The organism is Nocardia sp. GTS18 (assembly GCF_013839555.1).
Lineage (GTDB): Bacteria > Actinomycetota > Actinomycetes > Mycobacteriales > Mycobacteriaceae > Nocardia > Nocardia rosealba.
Window position 1 is genome coordinate 181,594 of record NZ_JACBIU010000002.1, and the last position, 15,116, is coordinate 196,709.

The 15,116-nt window shown below is 68.9% G+C and carries 17 protein-coding genes; 9 read left to right on the forward strand and 8 right to left on the reverse strand.

The features are described 5' to 3' along the window. Positions 1 to 70 precede the first annotated feature (70 nt). Positions 71 to 805: an alpha/beta hydrolase gene (locus HYG95_RS03990; RefSeq protein ID WP_181696647.1), complete on the reverse strand. Its 735-nt coding sequence runs from the start codon at positions 803 to 805 to the stop codon at positions 71 to 73. 173 nt (positions 806 to 978) lie between these two features. Next, positions 979 to 1,623: a TetR/AcrR family transcriptional regulator gene (locus tag HYG95_RS03995; RefSeq protein ID WP_370465679.1), complete on the reverse strand. Its 645-nt coding sequence runs from the start codon at positions 1,621 to 1,623 to the stop codon at positions 979 to 981. Between the two features lie 108 nt (positions 1,624 to 1,731). Between HYG95_RS03995 and HYG95_RS04000 the strand changes: the two genes are divergently transcribed. The 9 genes from HYG95_RS04000 (at position 1,732) to HYG95_RS04040 (ending at position 9,655) form a co-directional block, all read left to right on the forward strand. Beyond that, positions 1,732 to 2,559, forward strand: coding sequence for an SDR family NAD(P)-dependent oxidoreductase (locus tag HYG95_RS04000; RefSeq protein WP_181696649.1), 828 nt, complete (start codon positions 1,732 to 1,734; stop codon positions 2,557 to 2,559). Beyond that, positions 2,556 to 3,479, forward strand: coding sequence for a ferritin-like domain-containing protein (locus HYG95_RS04005; protein WP_181696785.1), 924 nt, complete (start codon positions 2,556 to 2,558; stop codon positions 3,477 to 3,479). The genes HYG95_RS04000 and HYG95_RS04005 overlap by 4 nt, the downstream gene beginning before the upstream one ends. Then, a complete protein-coding gene (locus tag HYG95_RS04010; RefSeq protein WP_181696650.1) occupies positions 3,476 to 4,042 on the forward strand; it encodes an NAD(P)/FAD-dependent oxidoreductase in 567 nt (188 codons plus the stop codon). Before HYG95_RS04005 ends, HYG95_RS04010 begins: the two co-directional genes overlap by 4 nt. A gap of 64 nt (positions 4,043 to 4,106) precedes the next feature. After that, positions 4,107 to 5,618, forward strand: a complete 1,512-nt coding sequence (locus tag HYG95_RS04015; RefSeq protein WP_181696651.1) for an NAD(P)/FAD-dependent oxidoreductase — start codon at positions 4,107 to 4,109, stop codon at positions 5,616 to 5,618. Beyond that, on the forward strand, positions 5,615 to 5,881 hold the full coding sequence (locus HYG95_RS04020) for a YdeI/OmpD-associated family protein (protein WP_181696652.1): 267 nt from the start codon (positions 5,615 to 5,617) through the stop codon (positions 5,879 to 5,881). Before HYG95_RS04015 ends, HYG95_RS04020 begins: the two co-directional genes overlap by 4 nt. 87 nt (positions 5,882 to 5,968) lie before the next feature. Next, positions 5,969 to 6,610 (forward strand): fasciclin domain-containing protein, encoded by a 642-nt coding sequence (locus tag HYG95_RS04025; RefSeq protein WP_181696653.1) that lies wholly within the window; start codon positions 5,969 to 5,971, stop codon positions 6,608 to 6,610. A 116-nt stretch (positions 6,611 to 6,726) separates the two neighbouring features. After that, positions 6,727 to 7,374: an ECF RNA polymerase sigma factor SigK gene (gene sigK / locus HYG95_RS04030; protein WP_181696654.1), complete on the forward strand. Its 648-nt coding sequence runs from the start codon at positions 6,727 to 6,729 to the stop codon at positions 7,372 to 7,374. Continuing rightward, the gene (locus tag HYG95_RS04035; protein WP_181696655.1) at positions 7,371 to 8,087 is read left to right on the forward strand and encodes an anti-sigma factor domain-containing protein; all 717 of its coding nucleotides are present in this window, start codon (positions 7,371 to 7,373) and stop codon (positions 8,085 to 8,087) included. Before sigK ends, HYG95_RS04035 begins: the two co-directional genes overlap by 4 nt. A 29-nt stretch (positions 8,088 to 8,116) precedes the next feature. Then, positions 8,117 to 9,655, forward strand: a complete 1,539-nt coding sequence (locus HYG95_RS04040) for a molybdopterin-dependent oxidoreductase (protein WP_181696656.1) — start codon at positions 8,117 to 8,119, stop codon at positions 9,653 to 9,655. Positions 9,656 to 9,667: 12 nt separating this feature from the next. On the opposite strand, the gene HYG95_RS04045 is transcribed toward HYG95_RS04040, so the two are convergent. The 6 genes from HYG95_RS04045 to HYG95_RS04070 all read right to left on the reverse strand — a co-directional run bounded on the left by HYG95_RS04045 (position 9,668) and on the right by HYG95_RS04070 (position 15,110). Beyond that, positions 9,668 to 10,618 carry a Ppx/GppA phosphatase family protein gene (locus tag HYG95_RS04045; RefSeq protein WP_181696657.1) on the reverse strand — a complete coding sequence of 317 codons (951 nt, stop codon included), beginning with the start codon at positions 10,616 to 10,618 and terminating at the stop codon, positions 9,668 to 9,670. Positions 10,619 to 10,657: 39 nt separating this feature from the next. Further along, positions 10,658 to 11,179 carry a DUF501 domain-containing protein gene (locus HYG95_RS04050; protein WP_067485558.1) on the reverse strand — a complete coding sequence of 174 codons (522 nt, stop codon included), beginning with the start codon at positions 11,177 to 11,179 and terminating at the stop codon, positions 10,658 to 10,660. Then, the gene (locus tag HYG95_RS04055) at positions 11,180 to 11,752 is read right to left on the reverse strand and encodes a septum formation initiator family protein (protein ID WP_181696658.1); all 573 of its coding nucleotides are present in this window, start codon (positions 11,750 to 11,752) and stop codon (positions 11,180 to 11,182) included. A 44-nt stretch (positions 11,753 to 11,796) separates the two neighbouring features. Further along, on the reverse strand, positions 11,797 to 13,083 hold the full coding sequence (eno, locus tag HYG95_RS04060; protein WP_067485554.1) for a phosphopyruvate hydratase: 1,287 nt from the start codon (positions 13,081 to 13,083) through the stop codon (positions 11,797 to 11,799). Positions 13,084 to 13,198: 115 nt separating this feature from the next. Continuing rightward, positions 13,199 to 13,909: a lytic transglycosylase domain-containing protein gene (locus HYG95_RS04065; RefSeq protein WP_067485552.1), complete on the reverse strand. Its 711-nt coding sequence runs from the start codon at positions 13,907 to 13,909 to the stop codon at positions 13,199 to 13,201. A gap of 67 nt (positions 13,910 to 13,976) precedes the next feature. Then, a complete protein-coding gene (locus tag HYG95_RS04070; RefSeq protein WP_181696659.1) occupies positions 13,977 to 15,110 on the reverse strand; it encodes a hypothetical protein in 1,134 nt (377 codons plus the stop codon). Positions 15,111 to 15,116: the final 6 nt, after the last annotated feature.

Consider the following 15,116-nt stretch of genomic DNA (forward strand, 5'->3'; position numbering starts at 1 on the left):
CGGCGGAGACACTGCCACACGACGGGCTACTCGAGCACCCTTACGCCGCGCATGCCGTTGACAGCCGACATCACGTCAGGTGCCGGGTGAAGAACCGGCCTGCCTCCGCCCCGGCGTACGGCGGAACGCCGATGTGCCCGCCCATATTGGCGTTCAGGGCCTTCTCCTCGGAACCGAAGGCGTCGAACAGGTCGAGGGACCTTTGGCGGTCGTTTCCCTCGTCGTCCCATTGCAGCAGGACGTGCAGCGGAATTCTGACGTTGCGGGCTTCCTCGAGGATGGCGCGTGGCACGAAGCTGCCGGCGAACAGGACGGCGGCGGCGATGCGTGGTTCGACGACTGCCAGTCGGGTGCCGATGGAGATGACTCCGCCCGAATAGCCGACCGGGCCACCGATTTCGGGCAGGGCGAGGAGGGCGTCCAGGGCGGCTTGCCACTCCGGGACAGCCTCGTCTACCAGCGGGAGGATGAGGCGGTCGACGATCTCGTCGTCGACGGGTCCGCCGGCAGCCAGCGCCTGGCGCAGGTCGGCGAGGGCCTGAACGGCGGCTGCCGAACGGGGGCGGTCGCCGCTGCCGGGGAGCTCGATTGTGGCTGCGGCGTAGCCCGCTGCCACGGTGGACCGAACCCGGGCGAGCAGTCGCGGATACGCGTTGCGCAGCCCGATAGGAGGAGGGCCGACCAGGATCAGGGGCAGCGGCATGGTGACAGATACCGGCGTCCACAGAAATCCGGGAATGTCGCCGAGGAGGAATTCGCGTTCGAGGATGTCGTCGTCGAGGCGTTGTTCGGTAATGAATCGCACGGTCGTGCCTTTCGGGAGTGCTGTAATCGGCGCTCCCGGACGACCTATCGCCCGACCGTGACTCCAGTGGAGAGCACCCATGTCGATACTGCGTTCACGGGTACCACCTCCTCGTCCACTGTCACGGAATTCGTGAAAGGTAGCAGTGGGCGCCATCGTTCGCCAACGGATTTTCAACCGCCGATGATGTCCGCGGGCAGGAACATGGCGCCGAGTTGGGTGGCGATGGCGTAGGTGTGTTCGACGAGGCGGGCGGCGTCGACGTCGATGGCGCCGGTGCGCCAGGCGGTGAGGAGTTCGATGAAGCCGCCGATGCCTGCCAGGGTGCTCATGCGCACGGCTGTTTCGTCGGCGTCGGGGCGCAGGTGGGGCCAGGCGGCGGCGAGCAGGAGGTCGGTGGCGTCGGTGAGCATGGCTTTGCGGCGTTGTTCGAGGACGGCGCTGCCCGCGTGGTCGGCGAGCAGGATGCGGGCCCGGCCACGCAGGTCGGTCTGCAGTTCGACGGCGCGGGCGATGGCGGCACGCAGGATTTCCAACGGGGCGCGGTCGGCGTTGTCGGCCAGGATGGTCGCCAGGTCGGCGAAGACCTCCGCGCACACCTCGTCCCACACCACGGCCAGCAGGTCGTCGCGGTCGGTGAAGTTCTCGTAGAAGTATCGGTCGTTGAGCGCGGCCCGCTGGCAGACGCCACGCATCGTCACCGCGGCCCATCCGCTGTCGAGCCAGATCTCGAGCGCCGCCGCGATCAGGTCGACGCGGCGCTGCGCCCTGCGCTCTTCGGCGGTGCGGCCGCCCCAGGTCCGGGCCGGTGCGCGCACATCCATGGTTGACAAAGTACTCCGCCACGCGCCTAATTGGTGTCAGGTGCGGCCAATGGTGGCAGATGACACCAGTTCGGACCGGACCGGTTGAACCAGGGAGTCGCCATGCGCCTGTTTCGTCGTCGTCGAACCGAACACGCCGATGCGGTGGTCACCGGCGCGGGCAGCGGCATCGGCCGCGCGTTCGCCGTCGAACTCGGCAGGCGCGGCGGGCGGGTGGTGTGCTCCGATATCGACGCCGACCGGGCCGCCGACACCGCCGTGCTGGTGGAGAACGCGGGAGGCAAAGCCGTCGGCGCCCGTTGCGATGTCACCGCGATCGACGAGGTCACCGCGCTGGCCGCCCTGACGCAGGACTGGTTCGGTGGCGCGCCGAGTCTGGTCGTCAACAATGCCGGGATCGGCGCGGGCGGGCCGCCGGTCGGCGAGTTCACCCTCGATGACTGGGAACGCACCCTCGCGGTGAATCTGTGGGGAGTCATCAACGGCTGTCACGTCTTCACACCGATCCTGCGCGCGGCGGGGCGGGGAACGGTGGTCAATGTCGCCTCCGCCGCCGCCTTCGGCGCGGCACCACGGATGGCCGCCTACAACGTGAGCAAGGCGGGAGTGCTCGCGCTGTCGGAGACCATGGCGGCCGAGCTGGCCGGGACCGGCGTCGGCGTGACGGTGCTGTGTCCCACGGCCGTGAAAACCGGGATCCTGCGGTCGGATTCGCCACTGGACGGCACCGCCGAACGCCTCGGCGGATCGCTCCTGCGGTGGACGGGCCGCCCACCCGCGAGTATCGCGAAGACCACCCTCGACGCCGTCGACCGTGGCGATCTCTACGTGGTGCCGCAATTGGAGGCCAAAGTGCTGTGGCAGGCCAAACGTTTGATGCCCGCCGCCTACACCCGTTCGGCGGGCCTGCTGGAGCGGGTCGTGCGCTGATGTTCTCCTATCCCGACATGCTCGCCACCGTGCGGGCCAAGCAATGGGCCCTGGCCGATATCGACTGGGAAGCACCGGGTGCCGAGCTGGTCACCGACGAGCAGCGGCCGCGCCTGGCCGCGTTCATGTCCGATCTGGTGTGGATCGAGCACGTCGGCGCCCGCGGTTTCGCCGCGCTGGTCCAGCAGGCGCCACCGGGTGCGCTGCGCGAGATCTACCGGCACTTCCACGCCGAGGAACAGAAGCACGCCAATGCCGAGCTGGCGCTGATGCGCCGCTGGGACATGCTCGACGACGACGCGATGCCGGTGCCCAACAAGAACATTCGCCTCGTGATCAGCTGGCTCGACCGCTACGCCGAGCACATGACCCTGCCCGTCCTCGGCACCGTCATCCCGTCCTTGGAGACGGCGCTGGACGGCGCGCTGGTGAAGTTCCTGCTCGACGAGGTCGATGATCCGGTGTGCCACGAGGTGTTCCGGCACATCAACAGCGACGAATCCCGGCACCTGGCCGTGGGTTTCCAGGTGCTCGAGCAGCTCGGTGCGGGACCGCTGCGCAAGATCGCCATCGAGACAGCGGGTTTCGCCGCGCGTCCGTCGTTCGTGCTCGGCGCACTGCTCTATGCGCCGCTGTTGTCGCGGATGGCAGCCAATATCGTGGCGCTCGGTCTGGACGAGGAAAAGTTGTGGAACGCGGTGCGGCGCTACGAGACCGTCGGCGAGCGCAGCCCGCAGATCCGGCGGCTGCCGCTCTATCACGTGGTGCGCCTGCACGCGAAGGCGACGATCAACCACCGTCAGCCTTTCCAGTTGCTCGCCGATGTGTCCAGTGCCTGTATCGACAGGTTCCCGGTCCGGGTGCTCGGCCACCGTCCGTCGTGGGTCCGCGAGCTCACCTACGATCCCGTCGCTAAATGAACGGCCTTCCAGGCACTTTCGACGGCCGGATCGTGCACCACCTCGACTTTCACCCGCGCCGGGAGTTCACCGGCGAGCGGGTGGCGATCATCGGCTCCGGCGCAGCGGTGGCGCGACTGCTACCCGGCATCGCGGCCGAGGCGGCGCGGGTGACGGTGTTCCAGACCGAGGCCGTCTGGATCGTGCCACGCGCACCCCTGCCGTCCGGCGCCCTGCGGCACGCGCCGGATCGTCTGGTGCGGCTCGTCGCGCGCACCAATCTCCGTTGGCAAGTGCGTGATTCGTGGCTGCGGTATCGGCTCACGCCCGACGACGACGCGGGCGTCGCGGTGCACGACAGCTACTACCGCACGCTGCGGCAACCGCACTGCCGCCTGGTCACCTGGCCGATCGCACGGCTCGCCCCGCTGGGCGTACGCACGGTCGACGGGATCGAGCACCGGGTCGACACCATCGTCTTCGCCGACGACTCCCACCACGTCGTGCGCACCATCGGCCGCGGTGGCCAGCTGCCCGCGACAGCCGCCAGGGTCGGCGCGGCCGACAGAAAGGAATCAGCGTGAGCGAGCGAATCAGCTATCCGCGTACCGTGCGGACAACGCGGCCGAATCTCAGTGAGGCAGCGGCATGAGCACCATCGATCACGAGATCATCATCGTCGGTGCCGGCTTCTCCGGTATCGGTGCCGCGATCGCGCTGCGCGAGGCCGGTTTCGAGGACTTCCTGATGGTCGACGATGCCGACGGGGTCGGCGGCACCTGGCACTGGAACACCTATCCCGGTGTGGCCGTGGACATTCCGTCGTTCAGTTACCAGTTCTCCTTCGATCAGCGGACCGAGTGGTCGCGGGTGTACGCGCCGGGCCGCGAACTCAAGGCCTATGCCGAATCCTGTGTGGACAAGTACGGTCTGCGCCCGCGCATCCGGTTCGGCACCACCGTGGTCGCCGCCGATTTCGACGCCGACGCCGACCGTTGGGTGTTGCGCACCGCCGACGGCGCCGAGTTGAGCGCCCGGTTCGTGCTGAGCGCGACCGGTGTGCTCACCCGCCCGAAACTGCCCGACATCCCCGGTATCGAGACCTTCGCCGGGACCACCGTGCACACCGCGCGCTGGGATCACGGCCTCGACCTGCGCGGCAAGCGGGTCGCGATCATCGGCACCGGGGCGTCGGCGGTCCAGGTAATCCCGGAGATCGCGCCGGTGGTCGAGCACCTCACCGTCTTCCAGCGCACTCCGATCTGGTGCCTGCCCCGCCCCGATGCGCCCATGCCGCCACCCGCGCGCTGGGCGCTACGCCTGCCCGGCGGCCGCACCATCACGCGGCTCATCAGCCAGACCTACGTCGAGATCACATTCCCGCTGGCCGCCCACTACCACCGCTCGCTGCCCACCGCCGCGATCGGCGAGCGCGCCGGGCTGGCCCACCTGCGCCGCCAGGTGAAGGACCCGGCCGTGCGCGCGAAGCTGACCCCGAACTATGCCCTCGGCTGCAAACGGCCGAGCTTCTCCAACGACTACCTGGCCACCTACAACCGCACGAACGTCACGCTGGAAACCGCGCCCATCACCGAGATCACCGCCACCGGCGTGCGCACCGAGGACACAGAACACCCGGCCGACGTGCTGATTCTCGCGACCGGCTTCAAGGTGATGGAATCGGGCAATATGCCGACCTACGACCTGCACGGCGTCGACGGCCTCGACCTGGAGAAATGGTGGGACGAGAACCGGCTGCAGGCCTACGAGGGCGTGAGCGTGCCGGGATTTCCCAACTATTTCTCCATCATGGGCCCCTACGGCTACAACGGCGCCTCGTATTTCACGCTCATCGAGAACCAGACCCGCCACATCCTGCGCTGCCTGCGCCGCGCCCGCAGCACCGGAGCCACCCGCGTGGAGGTCCGCCGCGAGGCCAACGACCGCTTCTTCCGCGAGGTGCTGGCCCGCCGCGGCGGCCAGGTGTTCTGGCAGGACAGCTGCGCCGATGCGAACAGCTACTACTTCGACAAGCACGGCGATGTGCCCCTGCGCCCGTCCTCCACCCTGGAGGCAGCCTGGCGCAGCGGCCATTTCGACCTGTCCGACTACATGTTCACAGCAGCTCCCCGACCATTGAGCGCTACCGTGGAAACATGAGCAGTCCAACGGTGCCGGGTGGGGTCGTGCACGAGCTGCCCGCTGATCTGCGGACGGCGCTGGCGAGCAATCCCACCGCGCTGGCGGCGTGGCAGGACATCACGCCACTGGCTCGCAACGAATTCATCTGCTGGGTCGAAGACGCCAAGCAGGCCGCGACGCGGGAGCGGCGGATCCGGCGGACCCAGGAGGAACTCGAAGAGGGGCAGCGGCGGCCGTGCTGCTGGCCCGGATGTCAGCATCGGGAGCGCACCGGCAAGTAGCGCCCATCCGGGCCGGGTGGCTGGCCGAAATCCTTCCGTCAAACAGCTGTGCGGCGGCGACCGCCTCGACGGAAGTGATGGAAGACCATGCGATCTGTACGTAATTCCCTGATGGCGGCCCTGCTGCTCGGTTCGGTAGTCGGTGTGACGGCCTGTTCACAAGACGACGAGGCCGACACGGCGACGGCCGCGAGTACCACGGCGGCCACGTCCTCGGCGATGGGCACGCCGGCAGCCTCGGGCCCGGTCGGGCCCGGATGCGCGGAGTACGCGGCCCAAGTTCCCTCCGGCCCCGGCTCGGTGGCGGGCATGGCGCAGGACCCGGTGGCCGTGGCAGCGTCGAACAATCCGATGTTGACCACCCTCGTGTCGGCGGTCTCGGGCAAGCTCAACCCGGATGTCAACCTGGTCGACACCCTCAACGGCGGACAGTTCACCGTATTCGCACCGGTCGATTCGGCGTTCGGGAAGATCGATCCCGCCACCGTCGAGTCGTTGAAGACCGACTCCGCCACCCTGACAACCATCCTCACCTACCACGTGGTCCCCGGCCGGATCGAGCCCCAGCAGATCCCCGGCACCCATGCGACGGTGCAGGGCGCCGACGTGCAGGTGGGCGGTTCCGGCGACAACCTGACCGTCAACGACGCGAAGGTGCTGTGCGGCGGCGTGCAGACCGCCAACGCCACCGTCTACATGATCGACACCGTCCTCACGCCGCCGTCGTGAACGCCCGGGCACTGGCGCGGACCGTACGCTCGGGAGAAGAATTTCGGTACGACACCCATCCGGCGGCCCGGGTGAGCCGAAATCCCTCCCATGCGCATGGAAACAGGGGCCCGACGATGACGAATGGCCCGGGATCCTCGCCGATCCGCCTGCGATCGGTGCCGACCGACCCGCCCACCTGTCCCCCGGACCGTGCGGCGGACCGGGCGGTGCAGGCCCGGCTGGTGACCCTGCTCGACGACGTCGCCGCAGGTAACAGACCCGCGTTCACCGAGTTCTATCGGACAACCAGCCCGCGGGTCTTCGGGCTCGCGTTGCGGGTGGTGCGCAGTCATGCCCTCGCGGAGGAGATCGCGCAGGAAGTGTTCCTGCAGGTCTGGTCGTTGGCCGCGGACTACGACCCGGACAGGGCGAGCCCGATCGGCTGGTTGATGATGCTCACCCATCGGCGCGCGGTCGACCGGGTGCGCGCCGAGCAGTCGGCCACCAGCCGCGACATCGTATTCGGTCACTGCCATCTCGGCCGCGATCACGACGTCGTGTCCGAGGAGGTCACCCAGCGGCTCGACGAGCAGTCGGTGCTGGATTGCCTGGAAACGATGACCGCACTGCAGCGCGAAGCGGTCGCGCTCGCCTATTACAGCGGGCGCACCTATGTCGAGGTCTCCGAGACCCTGGCGGTGCCGTTGCCGACGGTGAAGAGCCGGATCCGGGACGGTTTGAAAAGGCTCGAGAATTGTTTGACCGGAGGGACTTCCCGATGAACGAGACAGATCGGCGGACCCCCTGGCCATGGTTCGACGAGGCCTATCCCTACGCGTTGGACGCACTCGACGATCGGGAACGCGCCGATATCGATGAGCGGCTACAGGCGGCGGGCCCGGCGGTGACGGCCGAGTTCCACGCGAATGTCCGGCGCATCCAGGAGACCCTCGCGGCGTTGACCAGCATGGACGTGGTCGCACCGCCCGCCCGGCTCGAGACGGCCTTGATGGAAGCGCTGGATCGGCGTGATTTCGTTCGGCCACAGACGGTTTCGCGGCGACCTCTCCGGTGGCTCGCGGCCGCGGCGGCAGCCGTGGTGGTCGCCGGTGCGGCGGTAGGAATCACGGTCGCGGTCGACCGGGCGAACAACACACCAGGCACAGTCACCGCACAACAGGTACTCGACCAGCCCGACAGCCGGGAAAGCTCGGCCCCGGTCTCCGGTGGCGGCGAGATGACAGTGCACCTGTCGAAGGAGCTCGGTGCGGCCGCGGTGGCCTTCCACGATCTGCCCGTCCTGCCCGCGGATCGGGCCTATCAGCTGTGGCGGGTACCGCCCGCCGGGCAACCGGAATCGGTGGCGGTGCTGGCCGGACAACCCATGATCGTGACCTCGGTCCAGGCGGCGGACACCCTGGCCGTGACGATCGAACCGGCCGGCGGATCGCCGACACCCACACCACCGGTCCTCGCCGGGGTGAAAGTCGGCTGATCGGGCAGCCACATGTTCAGGAGGTCAGCATGATTCACCGCGCACCCCGCAGGCTGGGGCATCTCGCGGCCGCCGCAGCCGCGACGGCGGCCGCGGCCACCGTCTTGGCGGTCGGTCATCTCGTCGCGGTGCTCGTCGCTCCCGCCGCTTCGCCGTTCTTCGTGCTCGGCGCCACGGTCGTCGACAACACGCCGAAGTGGTTGAAGGACAGCGCGATCCGCTGGTTCGGCGCCAACGACAAACTGGCGCTGGCGATCTCGATGGCTGCGGTGATGGTGGTGACCGCGAGTCTGCTCGGTGAGCTCGCCCGGCGCCGCTTTGCCCTCGCGGCGGGCGCGCTCACCGTGCTCGGCCTGATCGTCGCCGTCCTGGCGCTGCGGCGCCCGAATGCCACCTTCTTGTTCGTGATGCCCGCGCTCGCCGGAACCCTGGCCGGTGTGGCCGCGCTGACCGTGTTGTTCGTGAGCTTCTCCGAGCCGGAGCCGGAACCCACCATCGGACCGAGCCGGCGTGGTTTCATGCTGGCTCTGGCCGGAGTCACCGCGGGCGTCGTCGCGGTAGGCGTGGCCGGACGCTACCTCGCCACCCGATTGCGCGATATCGCCGCCGACCGCGCCGCATTCCTGCTGCCCCGCGTCGCGAAACCGGCACCACCGGTATCGGCGGAAATGGATCTGCCCGTCCAGGGGATCACCCCGTTCGTCACCGACGCCGACGAGTTCTACCGCGTCGACACCGCCCTGCAACTGCCCTCGCTGACCCGCGACGAGTGGCGCCTGCGCATCCACGGCATGGTCGAGCGCGAGATCCGCCTGGACTACGACGAACTGCTGGCCCGCGACGCCGTCGAATCCGTCATCACGCTCACCTGCGTCTCCAACGAGGTCGGTGGCGACCTGCTCGGCACGGCCCGCTGGACCGGGTACCGGCTGGCCGACCTGCTGGCCGAGGCGGGTCCTTCCCGCGACGCCGATATGGTGCTGTCGCGCAGTATCGACGGTTTCACCGCGAGCACCCCGCTGGCCGCCCTCACCGGCAACCAGGATGCCCTGCTCGCGGTGGCCATGAACGGTGAGGCCCTCCCGGTGGCGCACGGTTATCCGGCCCGCATGATCGTGCCCGGTCTCTACGGCTACGTCTCGGCGACCAAGTGGGTCGTCGACCTCGAGGTGACCCGCTTCGATCGCGCCGAGGCCTACTGGACCCGTCGCGGATGGGCACCGACGGCACCGATCAAGACCGCCTCCCGGATCGACGTCCCCGCGGCGTTCGCGACCCTGCCCGCGGGCCTGGTCGTCGTCGCGGGCGTCGCCTGGGCGCAGGGCCGCGGTATCCGCACGGTCGAAGTGCAGGTCGACGACGGCGCCTGGCAGCAGGCCACCCTGGCCGAGGCCTACTCGATCGACACCTGGCGCCAGTGGACCTGGCGCTGGGACGCCTCACCCGGCACCCACTCCCTGCGGGTCCGAGCCACCGACGCCACCGGCTCGGTCCAGACCGACGAGCGGGTCCCGCCCTTCCCGGACGGTGCCACCGGACACCACAGCCGGGTGGTCACCATCCGCTGAGCCGGCTCGCGCCTAGCGCAGGATCGACATGGCGATGCCGTCGAGGATGTCGTGTTCGCTGACGACGAGTTCGGTGACGCCCGCTCGCGCGGCGAGCTCGTCGGCCAGCACCTCGGTGATCACCGCGCCGCCGCCGATGACGTCGACGCGGCCGGGGTGCATGGGCCCGAGGGCGGCGCGCTCGTCGTGGTCCATGGCGACCAGGCGGTCACACACCTGGTGCACCTCGTCGAGGCTCAGGCGGGTCAGATGCACACGCTCCGAGTCGTATTCGGGAAGGTCGAGGGCGACGGCGGTGATGGTGGTCATGGTGCCCGCGACACCGACCCAGGTGCGCACCTTGTCGACCGGGACCTTCGCGAACGCCTCGTCGAGCTTCTCCTGCGCGAATTCCTTTGCCGCCGCAACCTGTTCGGCTGTAGGTGGGTTGCCGGGCAGGCAGCGTTCGGTGATGCGCACACAGCCGATATCGGCGGAATAGGCGGCCTGCACACCCTTTTCGTCGCCGACGACGAGTTCGGTGGAGCCACCACCGAGGTCGACCACGACGAAAGGTCCGGCATCGGCCGACAATTCACCGACCGCACCGGCGAAGGACAGGCGGGCTTCTTCGTCACCGGTGATGACTTCGGCGACAGCACCCTCGACCACGCGGCCCAGCTCGGTGCGGGTCATGGAGAAGAAGTCGTCCCGGTTGGCGGCGTCGCGGGTGGCCGAGGTGGCCACCATCCGCACGCGCGAAACACCTTGCGCCAGCATCACATCGACGTAATCGGCCAGCGCGGCGCGGGTCCGTTCGATCGCCTCGGGGGCGAGCCGCCCGGTGGCGTCGACACCCTGGCCGAGTCGCACGATGCGCATCTCGCGGTGCACATCGGTGAGCACATTGTCGGCGCCGACTTCGGAGATCAGCAGACGGATCGAGTTGGTTCCGCAATCCACTGCGGCGATGCGCTCACTCATGAGTGTTCCTCCAGGTCTCGACCAGCTGCTGTCCCGCGATTATGCCTGTTCGTCGGACTTGCGGGCAGCGGGCCAGTCGGCGGGAACGGCGGTTCCGCGCAGCCCGGCGTCGGCGGCCAGGGCCACGGACTCGTCACCGAGCGGGTTCACACCCGGCCCCTTGGCCAGGGAATGCGCGATCAGCACGTGCAGGCACTTGACCCGGTCGGGCATGCCGCCGCCGGTGAAATCCGTTCCGAGCGACTCGATCTCGTTGCGCTCGGCCAGGTAGCTCTCGTGCGCGGCCCGGTAGGCCGCGGCCAGTTCGGGATCGTGGGCGAGGCGTTCGGTCATCTCGCGCATCACCCCGGCCGATTCCTGCCTGCTCGCCTCAGCGGTCAAGCGCGGGTCGGTGAGGTAGTACAGCGTGGGGAACGGGGTGCCGTCGGGCAGGCGCGGCGCGGTCTTCACCACGGCGGGCAGACCGTCCGGAGTGCGGTAGGCGATCGCGAGGACTCCGCGCGGCTCGCGGCCCAGTTGCCGAGCGATGATCTCGAGGTCGCGCTCGTTCGGTGCGGTCACCTACGGTCCTTCCGGTGCTGGTTCGGAGATGCTGCGCCACAGGTCGGTGTACCAGGGGTCGGGCTCCGCTGTTCGGGTACTCATCGGCGGCGGTGCGGGCGCCTCGATACCGGGCACCTGCACGATGTAGGGGGTTTCGCCCGGCATCACCAGCCGCAGCCGTTCGCGGGCCTCGGTGCGGATGTAGGCCGGATCCTGTTGCTGCGCACGACGATCGCGCAGGGCGGCCAGGTCGGCGTCGAGTTCGGCGCGTTCCTCGGCAAGCGCGGCCGCCTCGGCACGCTGACTGAAGTACGTGCGCGTCGGCACGGCCAGGGTGAGCGCCAGCCCGCACAGCACGGCGGCCAGGATCACCGCCTTGCCGGTGGAGAGCCCGAGGATCGTGTGCTCGGTGCGTTCCAGCTTGCCGCTCGGCTTGCGGGTGGCCGCTTCCGGCCGCCGCCGGGTGGTGCGTTTGGCGGCGGTCGGACGGCCGGGTGTGTCGAGCGGACTGGGGCGTGAGCGCGCGGCCCGCGACGTGCGCCGGTCGCCTCGTCCACCCGGACTGGTCCCCCGCGCACGTCGCTCGGTCATTGGCGCTCTACCCCATCATCTCCAGGTCCCGCGGTACTTCTTGTTCAGAACTCGCCGGTGAAACGCGGGAAGGCCACGTCGCCGGCGTAGCGTGCCGAATCACCGAGGGCGTCCTCGATGCGCAGCAGCTGGTTGTACTTGGCGACCCGCTCCGAACGCGCGGGGGCGCCGGTCTTGATCTGGCCGGAGCCGACGGCGACCGCGAGGTCGGCGATGGTGGTGTCCTCGGTCTCGCCCGAACGGTGCGACATCATGGTCTTGTAGCCGTTGCGGTGGGCCAGGTCGACCGCGTCGAGGGTCTCGGTGAGGGTGCCGATCTGGTTGACCTTCACCAGCAGCGCGTTGGCCGCGCCCTTGGCGATGCCCTCTTCCAGGCGCTCCGGGTTGGTGACGAACAGGTCGTCACCGACGAGCTGCACCTTGTCACCGATGGCGTCGGTGAGCGCGACCCAGCCGTCCCAGTCGTCCTCCGACAGCGGGTCCTCGATGGAGACCAGCGGGTACTGGGTGAGCAGCTCCTCGTAGAACTGACCCATCTCCTCGGCCGAGCGGACCTTGCCCTCGAACTTGTAACCCTCACCGGGGGTGTAGAACTCGGTGGCGGCCACGTCGAGCGCGAGCGCGACATCGGTGCCGAGCTTGTAGCCCGCCTTCTGGATGGCCAGGCTGATCAGGTCGAGCGCTTCCTTGGTGCCCGCGACGTCGGGGGCGAAGCCACCCTCGTCACCCAGGCCGGTGGACAGGCCCTTCTCCTTGAGCACGGCCTTGAGTGAGTGGTACACCTCGGTGCCCCAGCGCAGCGCCTCGCGGAAGGTGGGCGCGCCGATCGGGGCGACCATGAATTCCTGCACGTCCACACCGGTGTCGGCATGCGCGCCACCGTTGAGGATGTTCATCATCGGCACGGGCAGCACGTGGGCGTTCGGGCCGCCCAGGTAGCGGAACAGCTCGAGGCCCGAGGACTCGGCGGCACCGCGGGCCACGGCCAGCGACACACCGAGCAGGGCGTTCGCGCCGAGGCGGGACTTGTCGGGGGTGCCGTCCAGATCCAGCAGGACCTGGTCGACCGTGCGCTGCTCGACGGCGTCGAGGCCGATGATGGCGGGCGCGATCTCGTCGAGGACACCCTCGACGGCCTTGGTGACGCCCTTGCCGTTGTAGCGGTCGCCACCGTCGCGCAGCTCAACGGCCTCGTGCTCACCGGTGGACGCGCCGGACGGCACGTCTGCCCTGGTCAGGGTGCCGTCGTCGAGGGCGATCTCGACCTCGACAGTGGGATTGCCGCGCGAATCCAGAATCTCGCGAGCTCCGACCTGTTCGATGATGGCCACGAAAACGACTCCTTACGACGGAAAGGCACGGTAGGTCTCACGGGATGGTCCGTGCGCAGCCGAGCCTATCGTCTCGCGGTGGCAGGCAGTAACCGGCACTCCGGGCAGGTGGCCACTAGGCGCGGCGCCCGATGCTGTAGGCGGCGGCCCGATCCCGCACGACCAGCATGTACTTGTTCGACTGGTTGTAGGCGAACAGGGCACGCTGCCAGCCGTCGGCCGAGGTCAGGTTGCCGCCGCGGGTGCAGAGGTAGCGGGCGGCGGTGAGGGCGGCGTCGTCGATGTTCTGCGGGTCGAGCACGCCGTCACCGTTGGCGTCGACGGCCCAGCGCTGCCATGTCTCGGGGATGAACTGCAGCGGGCCGACCGCCCGGTCGTAGGTGGTGTCGCCGTCGAGGCGGCCGCCGTCGGTGTCACGGATGACGGCATTGCCCTTGGTTCCGTCGAGGGCGACACCGATGATCGGCGGGCGAACGGTTCCGTCGGCGTCCACGTCGGCGCCCCGGTGGGTGCCGTGCCCACTCTCCACGCTGGCGATGCCCGCGATGGTCGTCCAGGCGATGCCGCACTCGGGCGCCGACCTGGCGAGCACGGCGGCGGCGTAGCCGTAGGCCTCGAGGGCCACCGGTGCGATGCCGAGCGCGTCGGACTGCTCGTCGGCCCAGCCGCGTAACTGCGTGGCGGCGCGACCCGGCGCATCGATATCGATGACGGGTAAGGCCACGCCGGGGCCCGGCGGCATGTCACCGGGAATCGACGCGAGCGAACTGCACCCCGTGAGCAACGCGGCCACCGCCACGGCGACGATGACGCCGGCTTTCTGCACAGACACTCAATCAATCATCCAGATCAGCGCGCCGCCATGCACATCTCACAGTGACTTCTCAGAGTTCTCAGGTCGCGACGAGGCAGATGGTCGAGCCGTGGGATACGCCCGCCTCGCGTGACATTCGCGCCTCGCCGGCCGAACAACCGATGTTCGCTTCGTCGTACACGGACGTGACGCGGCCGTCGGCACTGCTGTCGTCACAGCTCACGAGTCTCGGTAGGCCTGCGGTGCCCGCGTAACCGGTGACGCAGTCGCCGGGCCGGGCGTAACCGAGGTGGTTCTGGTCGATCGGCCCCAGGCAGACGACGACGCGCAGGTCGGTGTTGTCGTTGAGCGAGACCGATGCCGCATTGGCGTTGGTGACCTCCTCACATTTCGGGTCGGCCTGTTCGGTGTACTGGGTCCGCACCGAGAGCACCCGGTGCGTGGCGGATCGGTGCGCGCACGCGATCGTCTTCATCGACACGTTCGAAGCGCATTCGCCCACAAAGGCTCCCGCCATCGAGTCGGAGTCCTCGGCGGGTTTCGTGCAGATCACCACGGCACGGCCACCCATGGACGGCTGGGCATAGGCTTCGCGGGTTTCCGGGTGGGATTCGCAGGCCCGATCGGTGACCGGGACCTTGACGTGCAGTTCGGTGGCGATCACAACATGGGGTCCGCCGGTGAATCCGCAGGTGCTGCGTTCGATTTCGCCGCCGGACTTGCGCACATCGATGCAGTCGCCGGGGCGAAGGCCGCCCGCGTCGGTCATGTTCTTCTCGGTCGGTTCGAGGCACAGCACGGTTTCGCCGTCGGTGGGGCTCGGGTCGACTACCGCGCGGGTCGCCTGCTCGAATTTCATGCAAGCCATGGCGAACGGGTGCTGCATCGGTTCCCTGGCGAGCACCCGGTATACGGCGAGGTCGTCGGCGCAGGCGTATTCGACGGGCAGTTCGTCCCGGCTCAGGCAATCACCGACGGCCATGCGTGGTTCCTCGGGCCGGGTGAGGAAGTAGCCCGTGACTGCTCCGGCGGCAGTGAGTAATACGACGATGGCGACGATCGCGAACATCGCCGGGGGTTTGCGACGCGGTCGGCTCGGTTCCGGCGCCGGATACGGAGACGATTCCGTCCACGGCCGCACCACCGGAATGTCGGTCGACGGTGGCAGGCTCGGCGGCACAGCGCCCTCATACGGAGGGGCGGGGTGGATCATCGGGGT